This window comes from Microcella sp. (assembly GCF_051860105.1).
Taxonomy (GTDB): domain Bacteria; phylum Actinomycetota; class Actinomycetes; order Actinomycetales; family Microbacteriaceae; genus Microcella.
This window is the reverse complement of record NZ_JBHYEO010000016.1, coordinates 1-22480: the sequence shown is the minus strand read 5'-3', so window position 1 is coordinate 22480 and position 22480 is coordinate 1. Positions and strand designations below refer to the sequence as shown.

Annotated in this window: 19 protein-coding genes and 3 rRNA genes; 4 read left to right on the top strand and 18 right to left on the bottom strand. The window is 69.2% G+C overall.

The window, feature by feature from the left end:
- Positions 1 to 82: 82 nt before the first annotated feature.
- Genes ACTIE9_RS09630 through ACTIE9_RS09610 form a run of 5 tightly spaced genes read right to left on the bottom strand, consistent with a single transcriptional unit; the run spans position 83 to position 4539 of the window.
- The gene (locus tag ACTIE9_RS09630) at positions 83 to 1171 is read right to left on the bottom strand and encodes a prephenate dehydrogenase (protein WP_439565358.1); all 1089 of its coding nucleotides are present in this window, start codon (positions 1169 to 1171) and stop codon (positions 83 to 85) included.
- Entirely contained in the window at positions 1168 to 2154 is a 987-nt protein-coding gene (locus ACTIE9_RS09625) for a pseudouridine synthase (protein WP_439565357.1), read from the bottom strand. Before ACTIE9_RS09625 ends, ACTIE9_RS09630 begins: the two co-directional genes overlap by 4 nt.
- Positions 2144 to 2785 (bottom strand): SMC-Scp complex subunit ScpB, encoded by a 642-nt coding sequence (gene scpB, locus ACTIE9_RS09620; protein ID WP_439565406.1) that lies wholly within the window; start codon positions 2783 to 2785, stop codon positions 2144 to 2146. Before scpB ends, ACTIE9_RS09625 begins: the two co-directional genes overlap by 11 nt.
- 7 nt (positions 2786 to 2792) lie before the next feature.
- The gene (locus tag ACTIE9_RS09615; RefSeq protein ID WP_439565405.1) at positions 2793 to 3602 is read right to left on the bottom strand and encodes a segregation and condensation protein A; all 810 of its coding nucleotides are present in this window, start codon (positions 3600 to 3602) and stop codon (positions 2793 to 2795) included.
- Between the two features lie 49 nt (positions 3603 to 3651).
- Positions 3652 to 4539, bottom strand: a complete 888-nt coding sequence (locus tag ACTIE9_RS09610) for a ParA family protein (protein ID WP_439565356.1) — start codon at positions 4537 to 4539, stop codon at positions 3652 to 3654.
- 101 nt (positions 4540 to 4640) lie between these two features.
- Between ACTIE9_RS09610 and ACTIE9_RS09605 the strand changes: the two genes are divergently transcribed.
- The gene (locus ACTIE9_RS09605; RefSeq protein ID WP_439565355.1) at positions 4641 to 5798 is read left to right on the top strand and encodes a hypothetical protein; all 1158 of its coding nucleotides are present in this window, start codon (positions 4641 to 4643) and stop codon (positions 5796 to 5798) included.
- 46 nt (positions 5799 to 5844) lie between these two features.
- On the opposite strand, the gene ACTIE9_RS09600 is transcribed toward ACTIE9_RS09605, so the two are convergent.
- Positions 5845 to 6090, bottom strand: a complete 246-nt coding sequence (locus ACTIE9_RS09600) for a hypothetical protein (protein WP_439565354.1) — start codon at positions 6088 to 6090, stop codon at positions 5845 to 5847.
- 407 nt (positions 6091 to 6497) lie between these two features.
- Here ACTIE9_RS09600 and ACTIE9_RS09595 point away from each other — a divergent pair, with 407 nt between their 5' ends.
- Both ACTIE9_RS09595 and ACTIE9_RS09590 read left to right on the top strand, forming a co-directional pair.
- Positions 6498 to 6977, top strand: coding sequence for a hypothetical protein (locus ACTIE9_RS09595; RefSeq protein WP_439565353.1), 480 nt, complete (start codon positions 6498 to 6500; stop codon positions 6975 to 6977).
- Positions 6978 to 7045: 68 nt separating this feature from the next.
- Complete coding sequence (locus tag ACTIE9_RS09590) at positions 7046 to 8227, top strand: hypothetical protein (RefSeq protein ID WP_439565352.1); 1182 nt, start codon at positions 7046 to 7048, stop codon at positions 8225 to 8227.
- Between the two features lie 16 nt (positions 8228 to 8243).
- On the opposite strand, the gene ACTIE9_RS09585 is transcribed toward ACTIE9_RS09590, so the two are convergent.
- Genes ACTIE9_RS09585 through ACTIE9_RS09575 form a run of 3 tightly spaced genes read right to left on the bottom strand, consistent with a single transcriptional unit; the run spans position 8244 to position 11671 of the window.
- The gene (locus ACTIE9_RS09585) at positions 8244 to 9254 is read right to left on the bottom strand and encodes a site-specific tyrosine recombinase XerD (RefSeq protein ID WP_439565351.1); all 1011 of its coding nucleotides are present in this window, start codon (positions 9252 to 9254) and stop codon (positions 8244 to 8246) included.
- A gap of 60 nt (positions 9255 to 9314) precedes the next feature.
- Positions 9315 to 9977 (bottom strand): NUDIX domain-containing protein, encoded by a 663-nt coding sequence (locus ACTIE9_RS09580; protein WP_439565350.1) that lies wholly within the window; start codon positions 9975 to 9977, stop codon positions 9315 to 9317.
- Positions 9974 to 11671 (bottom strand): CTP synthase, encoded by a 1698-nt coding sequence (locus tag ACTIE9_RS09575; RefSeq protein ID WP_439565349.1) that lies wholly within the window; start codon positions 11669 to 11671, stop codon positions 9974 to 9976. Before ACTIE9_RS09575 ends, ACTIE9_RS09580 begins: the two co-directional genes overlap by 4 nt.
- Before the next feature lie 74 nt (positions 11672 to 11745).
- Here ACTIE9_RS09575 and ACTIE9_RS09570 point away from each other — a divergent pair, with 74 nt between their 5' ends.
- A complete protein-coding gene (locus ACTIE9_RS09570; RefSeq protein ID WP_439565348.1) occupies positions 11746 to 12213 on the top strand; it encodes a hypothetical protein in 468 nt (155 codons plus the stop codon).
- 35 nt (positions 12214 to 12248) lie between these two features.
- Here ACTIE9_RS09570 and recN read toward each other — a convergent pair whose 3' ends face one another.
- The 9 genes from recN to ACTIE9_RS09525 form a co-directional block, all read right to left on the bottom strand.
- Positions 12249 to 13946: a DNA repair protein RecN gene (gene recN, locus ACTIE9_RS09565; RefSeq protein ID WP_439565347.1), complete on the bottom strand. Its 1698-nt coding sequence runs from the start codon at positions 13944 to 13946 to the stop codon at positions 12249 to 12251.
- The gene (locus ACTIE9_RS09560; protein ID WP_439565346.1) at positions 13943 to 14863 is read right to left on the bottom strand and encodes an NAD kinase; all 921 of its coding nucleotides are present in this window, start codon (positions 14861 to 14863) and stop codon (positions 13943 to 13945) included. The genes recN and ACTIE9_RS09560 overlap by 4 nt, the downstream gene beginning before the upstream one ends.
- A complete protein-coding gene (locus tag ACTIE9_RS09555) occupies positions 14860 to 15774 on the bottom strand; it encodes a TlyA family RNA methyltransferase (RefSeq protein ID WP_439565345.1) in 915 nt (304 codons plus the stop codon). Before ACTIE9_RS09555 ends, ACTIE9_RS09560 begins: the two co-directional genes overlap by 4 nt.
- Positions 15774 to 15941 carry a hypothetical protein gene (locus tag ACTIE9_RS09550; protein WP_439565344.1) on the bottom strand — a complete coding sequence of 56 codons (168 nt, stop codon included), beginning with the start codon at positions 15939 to 15941 and terminating at the stop codon, positions 15774 to 15776. The genes ACTIE9_RS09555 and ACTIE9_RS09550 overlap by 1 nt, the downstream gene beginning before the upstream one ends.
- 2 nt (positions 15942 to 15943) lie before the next feature.
- The gene (locus ACTIE9_RS09545) at positions 15944 to 16969 is read right to left on the bottom strand and encodes an HAD-IIA family hydrolase (protein WP_439565343.1); all 1026 of its coding nucleotides are present in this window, start codon (positions 16967 to 16969) and stop codon (positions 15944 to 15946) included.
- Positions 16959 to 17717, bottom strand: a complete 759-nt coding sequence (locus tag ACTIE9_RS09540) for a hypothetical protein (RefSeq protein ID WP_439565342.1) — start codon at positions 17715 to 17717, stop codon at positions 16959 to 16961. The genes ACTIE9_RS09545 and ACTIE9_RS09540 overlap by 11 nt, the downstream gene beginning before the upstream one ends.
- A 447-nt stretch (positions 17718 to 18164) precedes the next feature.
- Positions 18165 to 18281: ribosomal RNA gene (rrf, locus tag ACTIE9_RS09535) — 5S ribosomal RNA — on the bottom strand.
- A gap of 142 nt (positions 18282 to 18423) precedes the next feature.
- Positions 18424 to 21537, bottom strand: a 23S ribosomal RNA gene (locus ACTIE9_RS09530).
- Positions 21538 to 22001: 464 nt separating this feature from the next.
- A 16S ribosomal RNA gene (locus ACTIE9_RS09525) occupies positions 22002 to 22480 on the bottom strand; the annotation flags it as partial.

The window sequence follows — 22480 nt, the reverse complement described above, 5'->3', positions numbered from 1 at the left end:
TTCCGGGGTGTGGGATCAGGTCAGGGGTGGGGGCGGGTTCGGGCGGGTCGGCGGCAGCGGGCGGCGCGCCGGGGGTGGATGCTCAGCTCGCGCCCGCGATGCGCCAGCCGCGCGCCGAGAGCTCGTCGATGAGTCGCTGCTCGACGTCGGGCAGCACCGAGACCTCGGCGAAGCCGATGGGGGCGCCCGGCGAGTGCTCGAGCCGCAGGTCTTCCATGTTGATGTCGAGCTCGCCGATCTCGGTGAGCAGTCGTGCGAGCTGGCCGGGGGTGTCGTCGATCATGACGACGAGCTGCGCGAAGCGGCGGTCGTCGCCGTGCTTGCCCGGAATACGGGCGACTCCGGCGTTGCCCGCCGCGATGAGCTCGGCGAGGGCGCGGCGCGAGCCGGGCGCCTCGGGGTCGGCGAGGGCGGCGAGGAGGGCATCCACGTCGTCGCGCACGCCGCGCAGGATCTCGGCGACGGGCGCGGCGTTCGCCGAGAGGATCTGCACCCACAGCCCGGGGTCGCTCGACGCGATGCGCGTGACGTCGCGCACGCCCTGCCCGGCGAGGCCGACGGCGCCGTTCGAGGCCGTGCGCAGCCGCGCGGCCATGGCGCTCGCGACGAGTTGCGGAACATGGCTGACCATCGCGACCGAGCGGTCGTGCTCGTCGACGCTCATCTCGATCGGCACGGCGCCGACGTCGAGGATGAGGTCTTCGATCGCACCCGCGCGGCGGTAGCTGATGCCGTCGTGCCCGGCGAGCACCCACGGCCGGCCGAGGAAGAGGTCGGCGCGTGCCGAGATCGGCCCGCCGCGCTCGCGCCCCGCCAGGGGGTGCGTGCCGAGGTAGCGGCTCACGTCGGCGCCGAGCGCGCGCAGCTCGGTGAGCACGCTGCCTTTCACGCTCGCGCCATCGGTGACGAGGGCCTCGGGATGCTCGGTGAGCGCCCGCGCGACGGTCGCGGCCGTGACATCCGGCGGCACCGCGACTACGACGAGGCCGGGTCGGTCGTCGGCGCGCGGAGCGCGGCCCGCCCCGTAGTCCACCGCGAGCCGCACGGCCGTCGGCGACTGGTCGGCGAGTGTCACGTCGACGCCCTTCTCGCTCAGGGCGAGGCCGATGCTCGTGCCGAGCAGCCCGGCGCCGATGATGTGCACCTGCTCCTGCAGGCGGCGGTCGCTCATGACCGGCTCCGTGGGGTGCGGGGGCTGCGGGCGGGGGCTGCGGGGGCGGGCTCGTCAGCGGCCCCGGATGCCGGGGCGGGGCCGGCCTGCTCGTGCTGCCGGGCGATCGTGAGCAGGGCGCCGCGTTCGGCATCCGTGAGCTCACGGGTCTGGCCCGAGGCGAGCGTGCCGAGGTGAAGCGGCCCGAACTGCCGGCGCACGAGCTCGACGACCGGGTGCCCGACGGCCGCCATCATGCGCCGCACGATGCGGTTGCGGCCCGAGTGCAATGTGAGCTCGACCATCGAGTGGCCCTGGCTCGGCGCGCCGAGCACGCGTGCGGCGTCGACGGCGATGGGGCCGTCGTCGAGCTCGATGCCCTCCTTGAGCTTCCGCAGTGTCTGCGCCTGCACCACCCCGGTGACCTTGGCGACGTAGGTCTTCTCGACGCCGTAGCGCGGGTGCGCGAGCACGTTGGCGAGCGGGCCGTCGTTGGTGAGCAGGAGGAGCCCGCTCGTCTCGCCGTCGAGTCGACCGACGTTGAACAGGCGTTCGTCGTAGTCGCGCGTGAACTCGCGCAGGTCGCGGCGACCGTTCTCGTCGGCCATCGAGCTGACGACACCCGTCGGCTTGTTGAGCATGATGTAGCGCTTGGTCGTGTCGAGCTGGATGGCGACGCCGTCGACCGCGACGAGATCGGTCGCGGGCTCGACGCGCGAGCCGAGCTCGGTCACGACCTCGCCGTTGACCGTCACGCGGCCGGCGACGATGAGGTTCTCGCAGACGCGTCGGCTGGCGACGCCCGCGGCGGCGAGCACCTTCTGCAGGCGCTCGCTCGTCGCGCTGTCGCCCGAGCGCTGGTTGCTCGACGCGTCGCCCCCCGACCACTCGATGACGACGTCGGGCACGAGATCGCGGTCGGCCCGGGTATCGCGCGCTGCGGGTCGATCGCGACCCGCCCGCGAGTCAGGCCTGCGCTTGTCGGAGCCGCGCTTATCGGACATCGTCGAACCCTTCGCTGCCGTCGTCGAGCAACGGCGAGATCTTCGGCAACTCGTCGAGCGAGTTGATGCCCAGCTGCACGAGCAGCAGGTCGGTGGTCTCGTAGTGAATCGCGCCGGTCTCGCTGTCGGTGAACGCCTCAGTGATGAGCCCGCGGCCGAGCAGCGTGCGCACGACCGAGTCGACGTTGACCGCACGAATCGACGCGATCGCGCCCCGGCTGATCGGCTGCTTGTAGGCGATGACCGCGAGCGTCTCGAGCGCCGCCTGCGACAGCTTCGAGGGGTTCTGCGTGTGCACGAAGTCGCGCACGACGTCGTCGAGCTCGCTGCGCACGTAGATGCGCCACCCGCCCCCGACCTCGCGCAGCTCGAATCCGCGCCGCGGGCCGCCGGCGGCGCCGTTCCCGTCGTAATCGGCCACGAGCTCGGCGATCGCCGCGCGCACCTCCTTGACGGGGCGCCCGACCGCGCTCGCGAGCCCGACGACGCTCTGCGGCTCGTCGACGACCATGAAGATCGCTTCGAGCGCGCGGGCCACGTCGACCCCGTTCGGGATGCCCCGCGCGGGTGCCTCGTCACTGGCCACCTCCCCCACGCCAGGCTGGGCATCCGTCAGCTGCTCGTCGGTCATCGCGCTCTCACTGGCCATAGTCGTTCCCCAGGTTCACGAGGTTCTCGTCCGTCCAGTTCTCGGCCGTCCAGCGCACGGTCAACTCGCCGAGCGGCTCGAGCTGCTCGAAGCCCACGGCCGCATGCCGGTAGAGCTCGAGCAGCGCGAGGAAGCGCGCGACGATGACACCCTTGGCGTCGGCACCAGCGATGAGTTGGCGGAAGGTCACGGTTTCTTCCCGCCGCAGCAGGGCGACGACGTGCGCGGCCTGCTCGCGGATCGAGACGAGCGGCGCGTGCAGGTGGTCGAGCCCCACGACGGGGATCTCTTTCGGCGTGAGCGCGAGCAGCGCGAGGGCCGCGAAGTCGTCGAGGCTCAGCGTCCACTTCAGTTCAGGGGTCGTCTCGCGATATTGGTCTTCGAGCCGCACCGAGCGCACGTGGCGCTCGCCCTCCTCCGCCATGCTGCGCGCGAACCAGGCCGAGACCTCCTTGAAGGCGCGGTACTGCAGCAGTCGTGCGAAGAGCAGGTCGCGGGCCTCGAGCAGCGCCACGTCTTCCGCATCGACGAGCTCGCCCTGCGGCAGCAGGCTCGCGATCTTCAGATCGAGCAGCGTCACCGCCACGACGAGGAACTCGCTCGCCTGATCGAGCGCGTCGACCGTGCCGTCGCTCTCCATCGCCCGCAGGTAGGCGAGGAACTCGTCGGTCACGACCGAGAGGCTCACCTCGGTGATGTCGAGCTCGCGCTTGGTGATGAGGCTCAGCAGCAGGTCGAACGGGCCGTCGAAGTCGTCGAGGGTGACGCGGAAACCGGCGGCAGGAGCATCCGGATCGATCGTCGTCGCCCCTGCAGCGCCCGCCGCCCCCGCCGAACCGGCCGCCGGCTCAGGCGACCTGGCCACGCGCGATCAGCTCTCGGGCCAGCTGGCGATAGGCGGCCGCCGCCGGGTGGTCGGGCGCGAAGCTCGTGATGGGCGCTCCGGCGACCGAGGCGTCGGGGAACTTCACGGTGCGGCCGATGACCGTCTCGAGCACCTTCTCGCCGAAGACCTCGACGACGCGCTCGAGCACCTCGCGGCTGTGGAGGGTGCGAGCGTCGTACATCGTGGCGAGGATGCCGTCGAGCTGCACGGCGGGGTTCAGGCGGTCGCGCACCTTGTCGATCGTCTCGACGAGAAGAGCGACGCCCCGCAGGGCGAAGTACTCGCACTCGAGCGGAATGAGCACGCCGTGCGCCGCGGTGAGCGCATTGACCGTCAGCAGACCGAGACTCGGCTGGCAGTCGATGAGGATGACGTCGTAGTCGTCGACGATCGGCTTGAGAACGCGCGCGAGGATGTGCTCGCGGGCGACCTCGTTGACGAGATGCACCTCGGCCGCGCTGAGGTCGATGTTGGCGGGGATGAGGTGCAGGTTCTTCGTCGCGGTCGCCTGAACGGCCTTGCGCGGGTCGGTCTCGCGCCCGAGCAGCAGGTCGTACACGGTCGGCACGTCGTGGCTCTGCATGCCGAGGCCGGCCGAGAGCGCGCCCTGCGGGTCGAAGTCGATGACGAGCACCTTGCGGCCATAGTCGGCGAGCGCCGCCCCCAGGCTGATCGTCGTCGTCGTCTTGCCGACGCCGCCCTTCTGGTTGCACAGGGCGATGATGCGGGCCGGGCCGTGGCTGCTCAGCTTCTTCGGCTCGGGGAAATCGCGCAGCGGCCGACCGGTCGGGCCAGGCATGAGCTCGTCGAAGCCCGCGAGCTCCGCTCCGCTGTCGTTGTCGCCGCTCATAACGGTTCAGTCTAGTGACCGGGCGGGCCGACGCCGGGGCGCCTCGCGGGGGGCCGTGATCGTCGAGGCACCGCGCGGGCGCCCGTGCTTGACTGTCGCGCATGAGCGACGATCTCTCCACGGCCTCCGAGCGGCAGCTCGAGGTGTGGGCGTTCGGCCGGCAGGGCGTCGTCACCGACCGCGAGCTCGCCGAGGCGGCGCTGCGCGAGATCGCGCGGCGGGCGGAGGCGGCGCGAGCCGAGGCGGCTCGGGCCGAGGCAGCGCGGACCGACGCGGCAGGCGCAGAGGCACCGCGTCACGGCGCGGCACTGACCGGCGCGAGGGGAAGCGACGCGAGCGGTGATGCGGGCGGTCGCGAGGGCGAGAGCGAGCATCCGGAGCCGTCGGCGAGCGACCGTCAGCAGCACCGGATGCGACTCACCGGCCTGGTCGGGGTCGTCGCGGCGGTGCTCGGTCTCGGTGCCGTCGGCGTCGCGCTCACGACCCCTGATCCCGACCCGCTCGCGATCTTCGAACGGGCCGAGACCGCCACCGACCAGGAGTGGACGGCCCGGCTCGCGCAGGGCTTCTCCGATGCCATCACCCTCGGCCCCCGCACGATCGACCTGGGAGACGGCATCATCGGGGTCGCGTTCCGCACGGCCGCTGTCGCCGATGGCCGCAGCACCGAGTACGACCCCTACTGCCTCGTGACCACCGACACCTCGAACGCCAGCGGGGCGACTCCCTACGGCGGTGCGTGCACGCTGCCCGAGCGCTTCGCGACCGATGGCCTCACCCTGCCGGTGCGCCCGTCGACGACCGGTTCCGGCTTCGACACGGCCCTGTGGGGCCCGATCGGCGCACCCCGGCTCGAGGTCGACCGTGATCTCGCCCGCATCGGCACTCTGATGAGCGTGATCGATTGGATGGTCTACCCCTCGTTCCCCGAGCCCGGGGTCGACCCGCTCGCCTTCGTGGACGATCCCGACCGGCTGCTGCTCGGACCGACCCCGCTCCCGCTCGCACGCTCCGAGGCCTCCACGCTCGACATCGCCACCTCGGCATACCTGCTGCGCGGCGAGACCGACGACGCGGGCCCCGTGCTGTGCGCCCACACCGCCGTGCCCGACGAAGGGGAGACGACGACCTGCGCCTCGCTGTCGACCGTGCAGCGTCAGGGGCTCGACTACACGATCACCGCCGACGGACGATCGTGGATCGTGAGCATCGGCGCCGACGGCCCGCAGCGCACCGACACCCTGCGCCCCGCGGACTGAGACGCAGAACGGCCCGAGACTCAGCACGACGGCGGCGAACCGGGGTTTACTGGTTCTCGTGTCGACGACGCCCGACGAGCACGACGCGCCGCCCCCGCGGGGCGACGCGATCGACCATGTCATGGCGAACCTGTTCGACAGCGAACTCGAACGGCTTGCGTTCGGACGGGTCGAGACTGCCGCCGATCAGGCGCGGGCCGCGGAAGCCGTGCGCGAGCTCGCGCGGCGCGAGGCCGACATCGCGCGGCGCAGCGGCGAGATGCCGACGCCGAGCCCCGAGGTCGCGCCGCACGATCGAGCGCGTGGTGCGGATGCTCGGCCCCGCCCCGACCGGCCGACCGGGCCGCGCTGGGCTCGCGCTCTCGCGATCGGCGCCGTGGGCATCCTCGCGGCCGCGATCGTGACGACCAGCCTGCCGACGCCGCCGCCCGCGACGGGAGGACCCTCGCCGCTCGACGTGTTCGAGCGGCAGCCGAGCGCGGCGGAGCTCGCACTGCGCACCCAGCTCGAGCGCGAGGGTCTGCGCCCGAGCGTCGTACCGCGCGTCATCGCCGAGCTCGACGGAGCCCGCATCGTCGCCTATCGCGTCGTCGTCACGGCACCGAGCGAGCGCCCGCGCAACGAGGTGTGCCTCATCGCCGTCGCCGACCGCGCCCTCGGGGCGCCGAGCTGCGACGGGAGAGCGTCGAGCGGTCGGGGATGCAGACGAGCCTCGCCGGCCGTTCGGGTCGCTACGTCGTGCAGTGGGGCTCGGCCGACGCCCCGACGGTGTCGGTCGTCGCGGCCGACGCGTCGTCGGTCGCCCCACCGCGATCGATCGCGGCCGAATCGTTCTTCACGGATGCTCTGCGCGACGACGACCTCGCCTACGCCGAGCTGCTGCGGGCCCTGCACCCCGACGACCGACTGCTCGTGCGGGTGCTGTCGAGCACTCCCGACTGGGACGCCGTGGGCGCCCTCATCGCCTCCCCCGCGACCGGGCTCTGGTCGTATTGCGTGCATCTCTTCGCGCGCGCCGACGACGCGCGCGCCCAGCTCGGCGCGAGTGTGACGTGCGCGGGCCGTGAGCCCTTCGAGCGCGACGGGCTCGTCGCCCAGGCGCGCACCGCCGCGTCGACGCTCGTGCTCGAGTGGCGGCCTGACGACACGGTGCAGATCGACACGGCACTCGTCGAGTAGGTGCGGAGCCACACGGCGCGCGTCGAGCACCGTCAGCCCGCGGGGCCGGACGTGGTTGACTGACCCGCATGAGCGAGGATCTCTCGGCCGTCGACGATGCGCAGCTGGCGCGCTGGGCGTACGGGCGTCCGGGATCCGCGGCTGAAGGCGAGCGCGCACGTCTCGCGGCCGCGGAGCTCGAGCGGCGCGCGGCTCAGCGCGCGGGTGAGCTCGCGACGCCTCCCCCGTCGGCCGGCGCGACCGTCGCCCCGACGCCGGCACGAGCGCCCGCGGATCGGGGACATCCGACGGCCGCGCGCGCACCCGAGATCGACGACGTGCCCCCTCCCGACGATGAGGTGCCCGATCCCGGAGCACGCGCCCGCGCGCGTCGCCGCATCCTCGTCGCCGCGGGCGTCATCGCCGCACTCGTCGTCGCGGCCGGCATCGCGATCCCGCCCCTGCTCGACCCGGCACCCCCGCCGCGCAGTTCGCTCGACGTCTTCGACCGCGAGTTCTCGGACGAAGAGCGCGAGTACCTGACCCTGCTGCAGCGCGAGGGCCAGCGGGTCAACGTCGGGCCGCGGGTCATCGGAACGATCGAGTACGGCACCGTGCTGGCCTACCGCTCGATCCGCAACGATCCCGGACAGCCCGAGCGCGATCAGGTGTGCGTCGCCGTCGCCGAGTACGATCGCGCCGCGCAGTCACCGCAGATCAACGACTGGCAGTGCGTCGATCGCAGCGACTTCGAGACCGAAGGAGCATCGGTCACCCTCTTCGGGCTCGGCGGGCAGTACGACGTCGACTGGGGGCCGCGCGGTCGAGCGCAGGTTGAGGTCATCATGACCGAAGCCCAACGACGGGTGATGGATCCGGGCCTTGAGAGCTCCTTCCTCGACTTCCCCGAGCGCGAGCTCGACCGGGCCTACGTCGACGAGCAGCTCCTGCTCGAGCAGACCGGCCTCGTCGTCGAGCAGCTGCGCACCGTCTTCCCGCTCGGGGAACTGCTGGGTGACCCGACCACGGAGCAGCCCAGCACCATCCTGCCCGACGCCGAATGGGTCGCGATCTACACCGGCGCTCCCGTCGATTCGGACGAGCGCGTCGCGTGCCTCGCCGTCGTCGCAGCGGGCGTGCAGCGCGAGAGCCGCTGCCTGTCGCTCGTCGATAACGGCGGCCGCGGATTCCTGCTCGAGATCGAGCGCGAGGGGCAGACCATCCTCGTCTCGTGGGCGGCGACGGGCGAGATCTCCGCGCAGGGCGGCTGAGCGGCGACGGCGCGGGCTACAGCGCGCGCGGGTGGGCGGTCGCCCAGGCCTCGCGCACGGCATCCGCCGTGACGAGCGTGTAGAGCTGGGTCGTCGCGACGCTCGCGTGCCCCAGCAGCTCTTGCACGACGCGCACGTCGGCACCGCCCTCGAGCAGGTGCGTCGCGAACGAGTGCCGCAGCGTGTGCGGGGAGAGGTCGGCGGTGAGGGATGCCCGGTGGGCAGCATCCCGGATCACCAGCCACACACTCTGCCGCGACAACCGCGCGCCGCGCGCGCCGAGGAACAGCGCGGGCGTCGACGCCCCCCGCGGCGCCAGCAGCGGTCGCGCGCGCACGAGGTAGGCCTCGAGCGCCTCGCGCGCGTAGCGGCCGAGCGGCACGATGCGCTGCTTGCGGCCCTTGCCGACCAGTCGAACGGCGTCTCCGACGGCGATACCCCCGCCCGCGGCGGATCCGTCGCCGATGATGTCGCCGCTCATGACATCGTCCACGTCGAGGTCGACCGCCTCGCTCACCCGCGCACCGGTCGCGTAGAGCAGCTCGAGCAGCGCCCGGTCGCGCAGCGCGATCGGGTCGTCGCCGCCGCAGGCCTCGAGCAGCCGCTCGACCTCGTCGATCGTGATCGCCTTCGGCAGTCGCTTCGGCTGCTTCGGCGGGCGCTGCTCGGCGGCGACATCGCGGGCGACGAGACCCTCTTCGACGAGGAAGCGGTGCCAGCCGCGCACGCTCGACAGCATGCGCGCGGCGCTCGAGGCGCTCACGCCCGCGGGGCGCTCCCCCTCGACGGGCTGCCCGGGATCGCGCACGGCGACGACGAACGCCGCCACATCGTCCTCCGCGATCGCCCGCACCTCCTCGACGCCGCGCGCGGCGAGGTGCGCGCTATAGCGCGCCAGGTCACGACGGTATGCGGCGACGGTGTTGACCGAGCGCCCGCGTTCGAGCGCGATGTGCCGCAGGTACCGCTCGACCTCGCGCTCGAGCGCCGTGGGCGTTCGCTCGTTCGGACGCGCGACTGTGGACACCGGCGTGTCGCGGCTCGGCGCCGGCGTGTCCCGCCCGGCACCCGCACGAACGACCACTGCTCAGCCCCGCGAGCGGCGGGCGTGCTCGGCGAGCACTGCGGCCTGGAAGATGCCGTTGTGCACGCGGCCGGCGAGGACCGCATCCACCGCCTCGTCGAGCGCGACCCAGCGCAGCACGATGTCGGCCTCCTCCGAGTCGCGCGCGAAGACCTCGGGTGCGCCCGAGAGCCCCGTCGCACGGAAGACGTGGATCACCTCGTCCGACCCGCCCGGCGAGGTGTGCATCGTGATGAGGGGCTCCCAGTCGGCGGCCACGAGGTCGGCCTCTTCCGCCAATTCTCGCCGCGCGGCCTCGAGCGGCGGCTCGCCCTCGACGTCGAGCAGGCCCGCGGGCAGCTCCCAGTTGCGCATCTGGATGGGGTGCCGGTACTGCTGGATGCTCAGCACACGATCGTCGTCATCGACGGCCAGCACGGCGACCGCGCCGGGGTGCTCGAGGAACTCCCGCGTGAGCGTGCCGTCGCCGTAGGCGAAGCGCTCGCGCCGGATATCCCACACCACGCCCGCGAACGCGACATCGCTCTGCAGCACCTCGACGCCGAACGCCTCGTCGCGCAGCGACGGCCCGACGACGTCGTCGCGCAGCGCCCGCCCCGTGGCGGGGTCGGCGTGCTGGCCGGCGCTCGGGTCTGCGCCGTCGGGCCCCGCGGGCGCCTCGGTCACTCGGCCGAGCCCGCCTCGTCGTCGAACAGCTTCGAGGCGCGCTGGCGCTCGATCGCCGCGTCCACGAGCCCGCGGAACAGCGGGTGCGCGTTCGTCGGCCGCGAGCGCAGCTCGGGGTGCGCCTGCGTGGCGACGTAGAACGGGTGCACGTCGCGCGGCAGCTCGACGTACTCGACGAGCGTGCCGTCGGGGCTCGTGCCCGAGAAGACGAGGCCTGCGGCGGCGATCTGCTCGCGGTAGGCGTTGTTGACCTCGTAGCGGTGGCGGTGCCGCTCGTGCGAGACGGGCGCGCCGTAGAGCTCTTCGACGATCGAGCCGGGCGCGAGCGCGGCCTCGTACAGCCCGAGGCGCATCGTGCCGCCGAGGTCTCCCCCGGCGATGATGTCAACCTGCTCGGCCATCGTCGCGATGACGGGGAACTCGGTCTCGGGGTCGAATTCGGTGCTGGATGCTCCGGGCAGGCCCGCGACATCGCGCGCGTACTCGATGACCATGCACTGCAGCCCGAGGCACAGGCCGAGCACGGGGATGCGGTTCTCGCGCGCGAAGCGGAGGGCGCCGAGCTTGCCTTCGATGCCGCGCACGCCGAAGCCGCCCGGCACGCAGATGCCGTCGAGGTCGGCGAGGTTCTTCGCCGCACCCTCGGGGGTCTCGCACTCGTCACTCGCGATCCAGCGGATGAGCACCTTCGCCTGGTGGGCGAACCCGCCCGCGCGCAGGGCCTCGGTCACGCTCAGGTAGGCGTCGGGCAGGTCGATGTACTTGCCGACGAGGCCGATCGTGACCTCGCGCTTGGGCTCATGCACCGCGGTGAGCAGGTCCTTCCAGCGATCCCACTGCACCTCGCCGGCGTGCAGGTCGAGCTGGTCCATGATGTAGCTGTCGAGGCCCTGGCTGTGCAGCATCGAGGGGATGTCGTAGATCGAGGGAACATCCACCGCATTGACGACGGCGGCCTCGTCGACGTCGCACATGAGCGCGATCTTGCGCCGGTTGGCGCTCGAGACGGGTCGGTCGCTGCGCAGCACGAGCGCGTCGGGCTGGATGCCGATCGACCGCAGGGCCGCGACGGAGTGCTGGGTCGGCTTGGTCTTCTGCTCGCCGCTCGCGCCCATGAAGGGCACAAGGCTCACGTGGACGAAGAACACGTTGCGACGGCTCAGCTCGTGACGCACCTGGCGCGCCGCCTCGATGAACGGCTGCGACTCGATGTCGCCGACCGTGCCGCCGATCTCGGTGATGATGACGTCAGGTTGCGGGTCGTCTTGCGCCTGCAGGCGCATGCGGCGCTTGATCTCGTCGGTGATGTGCGGAATCACCTGCACCGTGTCGCCGAGGTACTCGCCGCGGCGCTCGCGCGCGATGACCTGCGAGTAGATCTGCCCGGTCGTGACATTGGCGGCCTGGCTGAGGTTGATGTCGAGGAAGCGCTCGTAGTGCCCGATGTCGAGGTCGGTCTCGGCGCCGTCGTCGGTCACGAAGACTTCGCCGTGCTGGAACGGGTTCATCGTTCCGGGATCGACGTTGAGATAGGGGTCGAGCTTCTGCATGACGACGCGCAACCCCCGCGCGGTCAGCAGGTTGCCGAGGCTCGCGGCGGTGAGGCCCTTGCCCAGAGAGGAGACGACACCCCCGGTCACGAAGATGTGCTTGGTGATCCGTCCGGTTGAACCCGAGTCTGAAGTGTCCGCCACGGGGTTCCATGCTATCCGACGCGGGGCCCGCTCCGGCTCGACGCGCGGTGCGCCCTGAGCGTACAGTGGCGGCCATGACCGAGATCGACCGCACGCGCTCCCCGCGACGATGGACGGGGGCCGTCGCCGTCGCGCTCGCCGCGGCTCTCACCGTCTCCGGATGCTCCGGCTCGTCGTCGATCGCCGTCGAGACGGTGCGCGGCCTGCCGTCGGGCGTCACCCTCTCCGACGATGAGCAGCGCGGAGAGCAGCCCGTTGCCATCTGGACGGACGATCGCGCCACGATCACGGTCGTCACCTGGGGGTCGTCGAGCTGCCCGCCCGTCCCCACGGCGCTCGCGGTCGAGTCGGCGGCGCTACTGCAGCTGCAGTTCGCGCCTCCGGTCGATGAGGTCTGCACGGCCGACTACGCGCCCACGAGCCATGTGCTCACGACCCCCGACGGGGTGAGCTTCGGTGCGACGCGGCTCGAGATGACGTTCGAGGCTCAGAACGCCGCCGAGACGGTCGTCGTGACCGTTCCGATCCGCGACCCCGAGTAGCCCGCGCTCGCGGCGCCTCGCCGGGGTGCCGCCTCTCAGCCGACGAGCTCGCGCGCCGTCTCGATGAGCTCGCGCGCGTGGGTGAGCCCCGACTCGCTGTCGGGCAGTCCGCTCAGCAGGCGCGCCATCTCGGCGATGCGCTCGTCACCGTGCAGCTGCTGCACGCTCGACGCCGTCACGGCCCCGTCGCTGTCTTTCACGACGCGCAGGTGGTTGGTCGCGAAGGCCGCGACCTGCGCGAGGTGCGTGACGACGATGACCTGGGCGGTCTGCGCGAGGCGCGCGAGACGTCGCCCGATCTCGATGGCGCTCGCGCCGCCGACGCCGGCATCCACCTCGTCGAAGATGAAGGTCGGCACGGGGTCGGTCGCCGCGATGACGACCTCAAGCGCAAGCATGACCCGCGAGAGCTCGCCGCCGGAGGCACCGCGGCCGAGCGGGCGCGGCTCGGCGCCGGGGTGCGGCTGCAGCAGAATGGCGACGATGTCGCGGCCGCTCGCCGTGTACTCGTCGCGCTGGGTCACCTCGACGGTGATGCGCGCCGAGCCCATCGCGAGCGCGGCGAGCTCGCCCGTCACGCGCTCTGACAGACGGATGCCCGCCACGCGCCGCAGATCGCTCAGCCGATCGGCGAGCATCATGACGCGGGCGCGATCGGCGTCGACCTCGGCGCGCAGCGACTCGATGCGGTCGGTGTCGTGGTCGAGCTCCATGAGCCGGCCGCTGCCCGCGTCGAGGTAGTCGATGACCTCGTCGAGCGAGGGGCCGTACTTGCGCATGAGCACGGCGAGCTCGGCCCGCCGCTCGTGCACGGTCTCGAGCTCGCGCCCGCCGTCGCTGTCGAGCGAGGCGAGGTACGACGAGAGCTGCGTGGCGAGCTCGCCCACGACGAAACCCGCGTTGGCGATGGCCTCGGCGATGGGCACGAGCTCGGGATCGTGCCCCGACACGCGGTCGATCGTGCGTCGGGCGCTGTCGAGCAGCGAGAGGGCATCCCGCGCCTCATCGAGGTTCTCGCTCGAGATGAGCTCGTGCGCCTGGGCGGCGGCGAGTCGCAGGTCTTCGATGTTGGTGAGGCGGTCGGCACGCTCGGCGAGCTCGACGTCCTCGCCCCGACGCGGCGCGGCCGTCTCGATCTCGGTCATCGCGAGGCGCAGGTCGTCTGCCTCGCGGGCGCGGCGGTCGCGCTCGGCGACGAGCACATCGAGCTCGGCCTGCGCGTCGTTCCAGCGCCGGAAGACCTCCTGGTAGTCGCCGAGCACAGCCGACAGCTCGGGGCCGGCGAAGCGGTCGAGGGCCTCGCGCTGCGCCGTGGCCGACTTGAGGCGGATCTGGTCGCTCTGCCCGTGCACGACGACGAGCTGCTGCCCGATCTCATTGAGCACGCCCACGGGCGTCGAGCGCCCGCCGACGACTGCGCGCGAGCGGCCCTCCTGCGAGATCGACCGGCTGAGAATCAGCGCGCCGCCGTCGAGGTCTCCCCCGGCGTCACGCACGCGTTCGGCCACCGGGCCGTGCTCATCGACGTGCCAGTGGCCCTCGACGAGCGCCTGGCCCGAGCCCGAGCGGATGGCTCCGGTGTCGGCGCGATCGCCGAGCAGCAGGCCGAGCGCCGTGACGACCATGGTCTTGCCCGCGCCCGTCTCGCCCGTGAGCGCGGTGAAGCCGGGCCCGAGCGGCAGGCGCGCCTCGCCGATGACCCCGAGATGGCGGATGGAGATCTCCTCGATCACGCGCCGCGGCCCTCCTCGTCGATGGGGCCCCGCCAGCCGTGCACCGGCAGGGCGAACTTGTTGACCAGTCGGTCGGTGAACGGGCCGGGGTGCAATCGAGCGAGGCGCACGGGGGTCGACGATCGACGCGCCACGACGCGGGCTCCGCGCGGCAGATCGACGGCACGGCGGCCGTCGCACCACAGCACGCCGACACCCTGCGTGCGGTCGAGCACCTCGACGGCGACCGAGCTGTTCGGGCCGACCACGAGGGGCCGGGCGAAGAGGGCGTGCGCGCTGAGGGGAACGAGCAGCAGCGCGTCGAGGCTCGGCCACACGATCGGGCCGCCTGCCGAGAAGGCGTAGGCGGTCGAGCCGGTCGGCGTCGACATCACGACGCCGTCGCAGCCGAAGCTCGAGAGCGGCCGGCCGTCGACCTCGATGACGACCTCGAGCATGCGCTCACGGCTCGCCTTCTCGACCGTCGCCTCGTTGAGCGCCCACGTCTCGTAGATGACCTCGGCGCCGAGCTTGACCCGCACGGCGAGCGTCATCCGCTCCTCCACGAGATAGTCGCGCTCGAGCGCCCGCGCGACGGCCGAGGCCAGGTCGTCGCGCTCGCTCTCGGCGAGAAAGCCCACGTGCCCGAGGTTGATGCCCAGCAGGGGCGCTGACCCGCCGCGCGCGAGCTCGGCCGCGCGCAGGATCGTGCCGTCGCCCCCGAGCACGATGACCAGCTCGAGCTCGCCGACCTCGACGTCGCGCCCGAGCACGAGCAGCTGGCCCTCGCCCGTCGCGGCCGCGAGGTCGTCGCGCGACTCGTCATCGACCACGGGATGCACGCCCGCGGCCCGCAGCAGCCGCACGACGTCGACGGCGGCGCTCAGCGACTCGGGCCGCCCCGTGTGGGCGACGACGAGGATGCGGCGGTCGGTCACGGTGACCCCTTCTCAGGGTTGTCTGTCGGGCGCGGGGGCGAGGGTGCCGGCGCGAGCGCCAGCTCGGCGGCCCGCTGCCTCCATTCTGTCGGATGCACCCCGACACCCGGCCGGAAGACGACGAGATACTCATGGTTGCCGCCCGTGCCGACGATCGGGGAGGAGAGCAGATCGCTCGCGTGCAGCCCGACATCGCCCGCCGCCCACAGCACCGCCATGATCGCGTCCTCGCGCACGGCGGCATCGCGCACAATGCCCTCGCGGATGCCCTGCCGCCCCGCCTCGAACTGCGGCTTGATCAGCAGCACGACCGGCACCCCGGTGCCGACCGTGGCGACGATCGCCGGCAGCACGAGCGTGAGGGAGATGAAGCTCAGGTCGGCCACGACGAGCTCGGGGCGCTCGGCGACCCCGCTCACGGCGGCCAGGCGCTCCGCCGTCAGCGCTCGCGCGTTCTCGCCCTCGACGACCACAACCCGGTGGTCGGCGCGCAGCTCGGGCGCCAGTTGTCCGTGCCCGACGTCGAGCGCGATCACCTGCCGCGCGCCGCGCTCGAGCAGCACCTGGGTGAAGCCGCCCGTCGAGGCGCCGAGATCGAGCGCGAGCATCCCCCGCACATCGATGGCGCTGGCATCGAGCGCGGCCACGAGCTTGAGCGCCGCGCGGCTGACGTAGCGGTCGTCGCCGTCGACCTCGATCGCGGCGGTCTCCGCGACGGGATGCGCGGGCTTGACGATCGCGCGCCCGTCGACGCTGACGCGACCGGCCTCGATGGCCGCGCGCGCCGCGGTGCGCGAGCGCACGAGTCCGCGCTCGACGAGCTCGAGGTCGAGGCGGCGCAGCGCCGCGGCCTCCGCGCGCTCGGCCCGCGCGGGCCGCGCGGCGTCGTCCGGCTCGGGCGCGTGCGCCATCAGGCCGTGCGTGCGGTATCGCCGTCGGTCGCCTCGAGCTGCTGGCGCAGCTCGTCATGCAGCTGGCGGTAGGCCGCGGCGCGGCTCTCGAGCGGGCGCTCGTCGATCAGCGCGAGGCGTGAGAGCAGCGCCTCGTCGGGCTGGGTCGCGAACTCGCCCTCGGTCATGGTCACGACGATACCGCCAGAGCCATGAGCTGCTCGTCGACGTCGAGGCCGTAGATCTGCAGCCCGGAGGCGTAGATCGCCGCCGCACCGGCGCGCAGCAGGTCGAGCGGTTCGGAGCCCGCGCGCGCGACCCGCACGACATGCTTCTTCATCCGCACGACCGCGCGACCGACCTCGACGGTGCGCACGCCATCGGCATCCACCTCGCTCGTGATCGTCGGGTACGGCGTGAACAGCTCGCGCAGATCGCCCAGGATGTAGTCGGGCTGCATGGTCGGCGGCGCCGCGAGCACCTGCTTGGCCCGGTCGATCCCGGTGAGCACGAGGGCGGTCGCGAGCCCCGCGCGCTTGCCGCCCATGATGTCGGTGTCGAGCCGGTCGCCGACGACGAGAGGATTCTCGGCGCCGAAGCGCTCGCGCGCGACGTCGAAGATCGCCGTCTCGGGCTTGCCGGCGAAGACGGGCAGACGCCCCACGGCCAGGTGCACAGCCGAGACGAGCGTGCCGTTGCCGGGTGCGATGCCGCGGGCGACGGGGATCGTCCAGTCGGTGTTCGTCGCGACCCACGGGATTCCCGTGTGCAGCGCGAACGACGCCTCGGCCAGGTGCTCCCACCCGACGTGCGGCGCGAACCCCTGGATGACCGCTGCGGGGTGGTCGTCGGCCGACCGGGTGACGCGGAAGCCGGCGGCCTCCACCTCGCTCACGAGCCCCTCGCCGCCGACCACGAGGATCAGCGCGCCGGGGTCAACGAGCGTGGCCAGGATGCGCACGGCGGCCTGGGGGCTCGTCACGACGTCGGCGGCCTCGACCGCGAGGCCGAACTCGCGGAGGTGCTCGGCGACCGACTCGTCCGTGCGCGAGGCGTTGTTGGTGATGTATCCGACCCGCACCGACCGCGCCGCCCGCGTGATGCTCTCCACTGCGTGCGCGACCGCCCCGGGGCCCGTGTACACCACGCCGTCGAGGTCGAGCAGCAGCGCATCCCGACCGGTCAGCGGGGTCGGCCGCTGCGCCCTACCGAGCACTGTCGCCCTCGCCGAGTCCGCTCGACGCGCCAGCCGAACGCTCGGCGCCGCCGCCGTCCTCCGTCGACGCCCCGTCATGCGGCGAGGCCCCGTCATCCTCGACCTCGATGATCTCGATCGTCTCGTCCCCGTCGTCGAGGCCGGACGCCGCGAGCGCCTCCGCCGCGAGGTCGGCCCGGCGGGCCCACTCGTCGGCCTCCTCGGTGCGCCCGAGCTCGTCGAGCACGATCGCGTAGGTGTCGAACAGCGCGGGGCTGTAGCTGAAGGCGGTCGAGGCGTCGAGCTGCGGAATCTCGAGCTCGGTCAGAGCGGCCTCGGTCTGGCCGAGGTCGAGACGCGCCCCCGACATGGCGATCGCGAGCTCCACGCGGGTCGCGACGCTCAGGGTGCGCCGGTCGACCGACCGACCGAGCTCGAGCGCCTTCTCCGGCCTCCCGAGCCCGCGCTCGCAGTCGACCATGAGCGGCAGCTGCTCGTTCGAGCCCGAGATGCGACGGTAGGTGCGCAGCTCTCGCAGTGCGAGCGCGTAGTCGCCCACTGCATAGGCGGTGATCGCCAGGGTCTCGCGCGCTAGCGCGATGCGACCCGCTCGCCGCGCAGCGGCCTGGGCGTGACGGTGGGCCAGCGCAGGGTCCTCCTCGATGAGCATGCCGGCCATGACGAGGTGCTGCGCGACGCGATCAGCGTTCTCCTTCGCCAGCGTCTTGAGCTCGTTGCGGGCGATGCGGTCGAGCTCCTTGCCGGTCACCGCCTCGGGGATGACCGGATCGTCGTGCCGGGGCCGATCGTTGTCGCCCTCGGGCCGGTTCGGACGCTCGGGGCGCCCGCTGCCCGCCGGACGAGGACCGCGGTACCCCCCGCCGTCCCGTCGCTGCGCTCCTGCCGCTGCGTCTCGGCGCGGCGCGCCATCCCGCTTCGGCGCAGCGTCTCGGCGCGGCGCACCGTCTCGGCGCGGCGCACCATCCCGCTTCGGCGCGCCATCCCGCGTCGGCGCAGCGTCTCGGCGCGGCGCACCATCGCGCTTCGGCGCACCATCCCGCTTCGCGGAATCGCTGCGGGGGGCGCGGTCGTCGCGCGACGGACGGTCAGGCCGTTCGGCCATGGGTGACTCCTCGAGCTCGATCTGACGTGCCTGCAAGCATGGTGCCTTAACGCGAAATGGCCACCCATTACTGGGTGGCCATCTCACAAAGAAGTCCGGCGGTGTCCTACTCTCCCACGAGGTCGCCCTCGCAGTACCATCGGCGCAGAAGGTCTTAGCTTCCGGGTTCGGAATGTAACCGGGCGTTTCCCCTTCGCTATGGCCGCCGAAACACTATTGATTTATCAATCGTTTACGGACAGACATGCCAAGCACTGCTCTCACAGTGTTGAGTCTGTGCGTAGTTCTCGACCGTAAATCGAGAACCACAAAGTGGACGCGAGCAACACAAATCTCATTCCTCAGAAGAGGTGTTGTCAAGTTATCGGCTTATTAGTACAGGTCAGCTGCAAGGGTCTTTAGTCCCCTCTTCCACATCCTGCCTATCAACCCAGTAATCTGGCTGGGAGCCTCTCGCCCGAAGGCATGGAAGTCTCATCTTGAGGCCGGCTTCCCGCTTAGATGCTTTCAGCGGTTATCCATCCCGAACGTAGCTAATCAGCGGTGCTCCTGGCGGAACAACTGACACACCAGAGGTTCGTCCAACCCGGTCCTCTCGTACTAGGGTCAGATCCTCTCAAACTTCCTACGCGCGCAGCGGATAGGGACCGAACTGTCTCACGACGTTCTAAACCCAGCTCGCGTACCGCTTTAATGGGCGAACAGCCCAACCCTTGGGACCTACTCCAGCCCCAGGATGCGACGAGCCGACATCGAGGTGCCAAACCATGCCGTCGATATGGACTCTTGGGCAAGATCAGCCTGTTATCCCCGAGGTACCTTTTATCCGTTGAGCGACAGCGCTTCCACAAGCCACTGCCGGATCACTAGTCCCGACTTTCGTCCCTGCTCGACCTGTCAGTCTCACAGTCAAGCTCCCTTGTGCACTTACACTCGACACCTGATTGCCAACCAGGTTGAGGGAACCTTTGGGCGCCTCCGTTACTTTTTGGGAGGCAACCGCCCCAGTTAAACTACCCACCAGGCACTGTCCCTGAACCGGATTACGGTCCGAAGTTAGATATCCAGAGTGACCAGAGTGGTATTTCAACAACGACTCCACCGACACTAGCGTGCCAGCTTCACAGTCTCCCACCTATCCTACACAAGCCACACCGAACACCAATACCAAGCTGTAGTAAAGGTCACGGGGTCTTTCCGTCCTGCTGCGCGTAACGAGCATCTTTACTCGTAGTGCAATTTCGCCGAGTTCGCGGTTGAGACAGCTGGGAAGTCGTTACGCCATTCGTGCAGGTCGGAACTTACCCGACAAGGAATTTCGCTACCTTAGGATGGTTATAGTTACCACCGCCGTTTACTGGGGCTTAAATTCGCAGCTTCGCTTGCGCTAACCGCTCCTCTTAACCTTCCAGCACCGGGCAGGCGTCAGTCCGTATACATCGTCTTGCGACTTAGCACGGACCTGTGTTTTTAGTAAACAGTCGCTTCCCACTGGTCTCTGCGGCCTTCAACGCTCCGGGAGTAAATCCCTTCACGAATCCGGCCCCCCTTCTCCCGAAGTTACGGGGGCATTTTGCCGAGTTCCTTAACCACGATTCTCTCGATCTCCTTGGTATTCTCTACCTGACCACCTGAGTCGGTTTGGGGTACGGGTGACTAAAACCTCGCGTCGATGCTTTTCTCGGCAGCATAGGATCACTGATTTCCCCCGTGAGGGGTACGCATCGGATCTCAGGCTATGTGAGAGACGGATTTGCCTATCTCTCGCCCTACGTCCTTACACCGGGACTACCATCGCCCGGCTCAGCTACCTTCCTGCGTCACACCTGTTAATACGCTAGCCGCACCAGCATAGGGTCGAGTGCTAGCCCCGGAGCTCCTCCCCGAAGGGATCGGTCACCGGTATTCGGACTCTTAGCATTACTGGATTGACTTGGGCGGTTTTTCGTCAGTACGGGAATATCAACCCGTTGTCCATCGACTACGCCTGTCGGCCTCGCCTTAGGTCCCGACTTACCCAGGGCGGATTAACCTGGCCCTGGAACCCTTGGTCTTTCGGAGGACGGGTTTCTCACCCGTCTTTCGCTACTCATGCCTGCATTCTCACTCGTGTGGCCTCCACGGCTGGTTCACACCGCCGCTTCGCTGGCCACACGACGCTCTCCTACCGATCCGCACGGCTGGACCACGAAGGCCTACCAAATATGCGAATCCTACGACTTCGGTGGTGTGCTTGAGCCCCGTTACATTGTCGGCGCGGAATCACTTGACCAGTGAGCTATTACGCACTCTTTCAAGGGTGGCTGCTTCTAAGCCAACCTCCTGGTTGTCTGTGCAACTCCACATCCTTTCCCACTTAGCACACGCTTAGGGACCTTAGTCGGTAGTCTGGGTTGTTTCCCTCTCGACGATGAAGCTTATCCCCCACCGTCTCACTGCTGCGCTCTCACTTACCGGCATTCGGAGTTTGGCTGACGTCAGTAACCTTTTGGGGCCCATCGGCCATCCAGTAGCTCTACCTCCGGCAAGAAACACGCAACGCTGCACCTAAATGCATTTCGGAGAGAACCAGCTATCACGAAGTTTGATTGGCCTTTCACCCCTATCCACAGCTCATCCCCTCAGTTTTCAACCTAAGTGGGTTCGGTCCTCCACGACGTCTTACCGTCGCTTCAACCTGGCCATGGATAGATCACTTCGCTTCGGGTCTAGGACATGCGACTGAATCGCCCTATTCAGACTCGCTTTCGCTACGGCTACCCCTCTCGGGTTAACCTCGCCACATATCGCTAACTCGCAGGCTCATTCTTCAAAAGGCACGCCGTCACAGCTACTAGGGCTGCTCCGACGGTTTGTAAGCAAACGGTTTCAGGTACTATTTCACTCCCCTCCCGGGGTACTTTTCACCTTTCCCTCACGGTACTTGTCCGCTATCGGTCATCTGGGAGTATTTAGGCTTATCAGGTGGTCCTGACAGATTCACACGGGATTTCTCGGGCCCCGTGCTACTTGGGATACTCTCCGGGCCATTACGACATTTCGACTACGGGGTTGGCACCCTCTGTGACTGGCCTTTCAAGACCATTCGTCTATATCGCGCTGTAACCCTTGCAGGTCGGCAGACCTACTGGTGAGTCCCGCAACCCCGAACATGCAACGCCTGCCGGCTATCACACATGCTCGGTTTAGCCTCTTCCGGTTTCGCTCGCCACTACTAACGGAATCACGGTTGTTTTCTCTTCCTGTGGGTACTGAGATGTTTCACTTCCCCACGTTCCCTCTACCCGCCCTATATATTCAGGCGGGAGTCACTAGGTCGCACAAGTGCGCCCAGCGGGGTTTCCCCATTCGGAAATCCTCGGCTCAAAGCTCGCTTATCAGCTCCCCGAGGCTTATCGCAGATTGCTACGTCCTTCTTCGGCTCCAGATGCCAAGGCATCCACCGTTTGCTCTTAGAAACTTGACTACATGAGTTTGAATCGATCGTGCGCCTGCAGCTCGAAAGCTGCCGACGCGTGACCAATGATCTATGTCTCTTTCGAGACTTTTGATCGTAGATCCGAGGTCTTGCGACCTCAGTTCTAAGATGCTCGCGTCCACTGTGTAGTTCTCAACATACGGTCGGTACCGCTCCTGTCGACGGCCTCCGCACTGTTTCCAGGGCGACGGCGCTTTCTAGTCGATCAGACCGCGGTCCGAGGAATCGTTTCCCGAGTCTTGCGACTCGAGGCCCGGTCCCTCAGGACCCAACAGCGTGCATGTGGCCGACTCCTGTCGACAGCGCTTCCATCCCCGAAGGGAGTACTGAGCTGCCGGCTCTCGCCGACCACCAAAGTCAATGTTCCACCCATGAGCTACCAGCTGAGAACAGTCGTCTCAGATCTGGCTTCTGGCTGCACTCGCCGGAGCGAGGCAGCAGATGCTCCTTAGAAAGGAGGTGATCCAGCCGCACCTTCCGGTACGGCTACCTTGTTACGACTTAGTCCTAATCACCGATCCCACCTTCGACAGCTCCCTCCTTGCGGTTGGGCCACTGGCTTCGGGTGTTACCGACTTTCATGACTTGACGGGCGGTGTGTACAAGGCCCGGGAACGTATTCACCGTGGCGTTGCTGATCCACGATTACTAGCGACTCCAACTTCATGAGGTCGAGTTGCAGACCTCAATCCGAACTGAGACCGGCTTTTTGGGATTCGCTCCACCTTACGGTATTGCAGCCCTTTGTACCGGCCATTGTAGCATGCGTGAAGCCCAAGACATAAGGGGCATGATGATTTGACGTCATCCCCACCTTCCTCCGAGTTGACCCCGGCAGTCTCCCATGAGTTCCCACCATTACGTGCTGGCAACATAGGACGAGGGTTGCGCTCGTTGCGGGACTTAACCCAACATCTCACGACACGAGCTG

What these genes read in the sequence shown, in the direction of transcription:
- ACTIE9_RS09630 (WP_439565358.1), bottom strand. Translation starts at nt 1,171, where the DNA reads ATGAGCGACCGCCGCCTGCAGGAGCAGGTGCACATCATCGGCGCCGGG.
- ACTIE9_RS09625 (WP_439565357.1), bottom strand. Translation starts at nt 2,154, where the DNA reads ATGTCCGATAAGCGCGGCTCCGACAAGCGCAGGCCTGACTCGCGGGCG.
- scpB (WP_439565406.1), bottom strand. Translation starts at nt 2,785, where the DNA reads ATGACCGACGAGCAGCTGACGGATGCCCAGCCTGGCGTGGGGGAGGTG.
- ACTIE9_RS09610 (WP_439565356.1), bottom strand. Translation starts at nt 4,539, where the DNA reads ATGAGCGGCGACAACGACAGCGGAGCGGAGCTCGCGGGCTTCGACGAG.
- ACTIE9_RS09605 (WP_439565355.1), top strand. Translation starts at nt 4,641, where the DNA reads ATGAGCGACGATCTCTCCACGGCCTCCGAGCGGCAGCTCGAGGTGTGG.
- ACTIE9_RS09595 (WP_439565353.1), top strand. Translation starts at nt 6,498, where the DNA reads ATGCAGACGAGCCTCGCCGGCCGTTCGGGTCGCTACGTCGTGCAGTGG.
- ACTIE9_RS09590 (WP_439565352.1), top strand. Translation starts at nt 7,046, where the DNA reads ATGAGCGAGGATCTCTCGGCCGTCGACGATGCGCAGCTGGCGCGCTGG.
- ACTIE9_RS09570 (WP_439565348.1), top strand. Translation starts at nt 11,746, where the DNA reads ATGACCGAGATCGACCGCACGCGCTCCCCGCGACGATGGACGGGGGCC.
- ACTIE9_RS09555 (WP_439565345.1), bottom strand. Translation starts at nt 15,774, where the DNA reads ATGGCGCACGCGCCCGAGCCGGACGACGCCGCGCGGCCCGCGCGGGCC.
- ACTIE9_RS09550 (WP_439565344.1), bottom strand. Translation starts at nt 15,941, where the DNA reads ATGACCGAGGGCGAGTTCGCGACCCAGCCCGACGAGGCGCTGCTCTCA.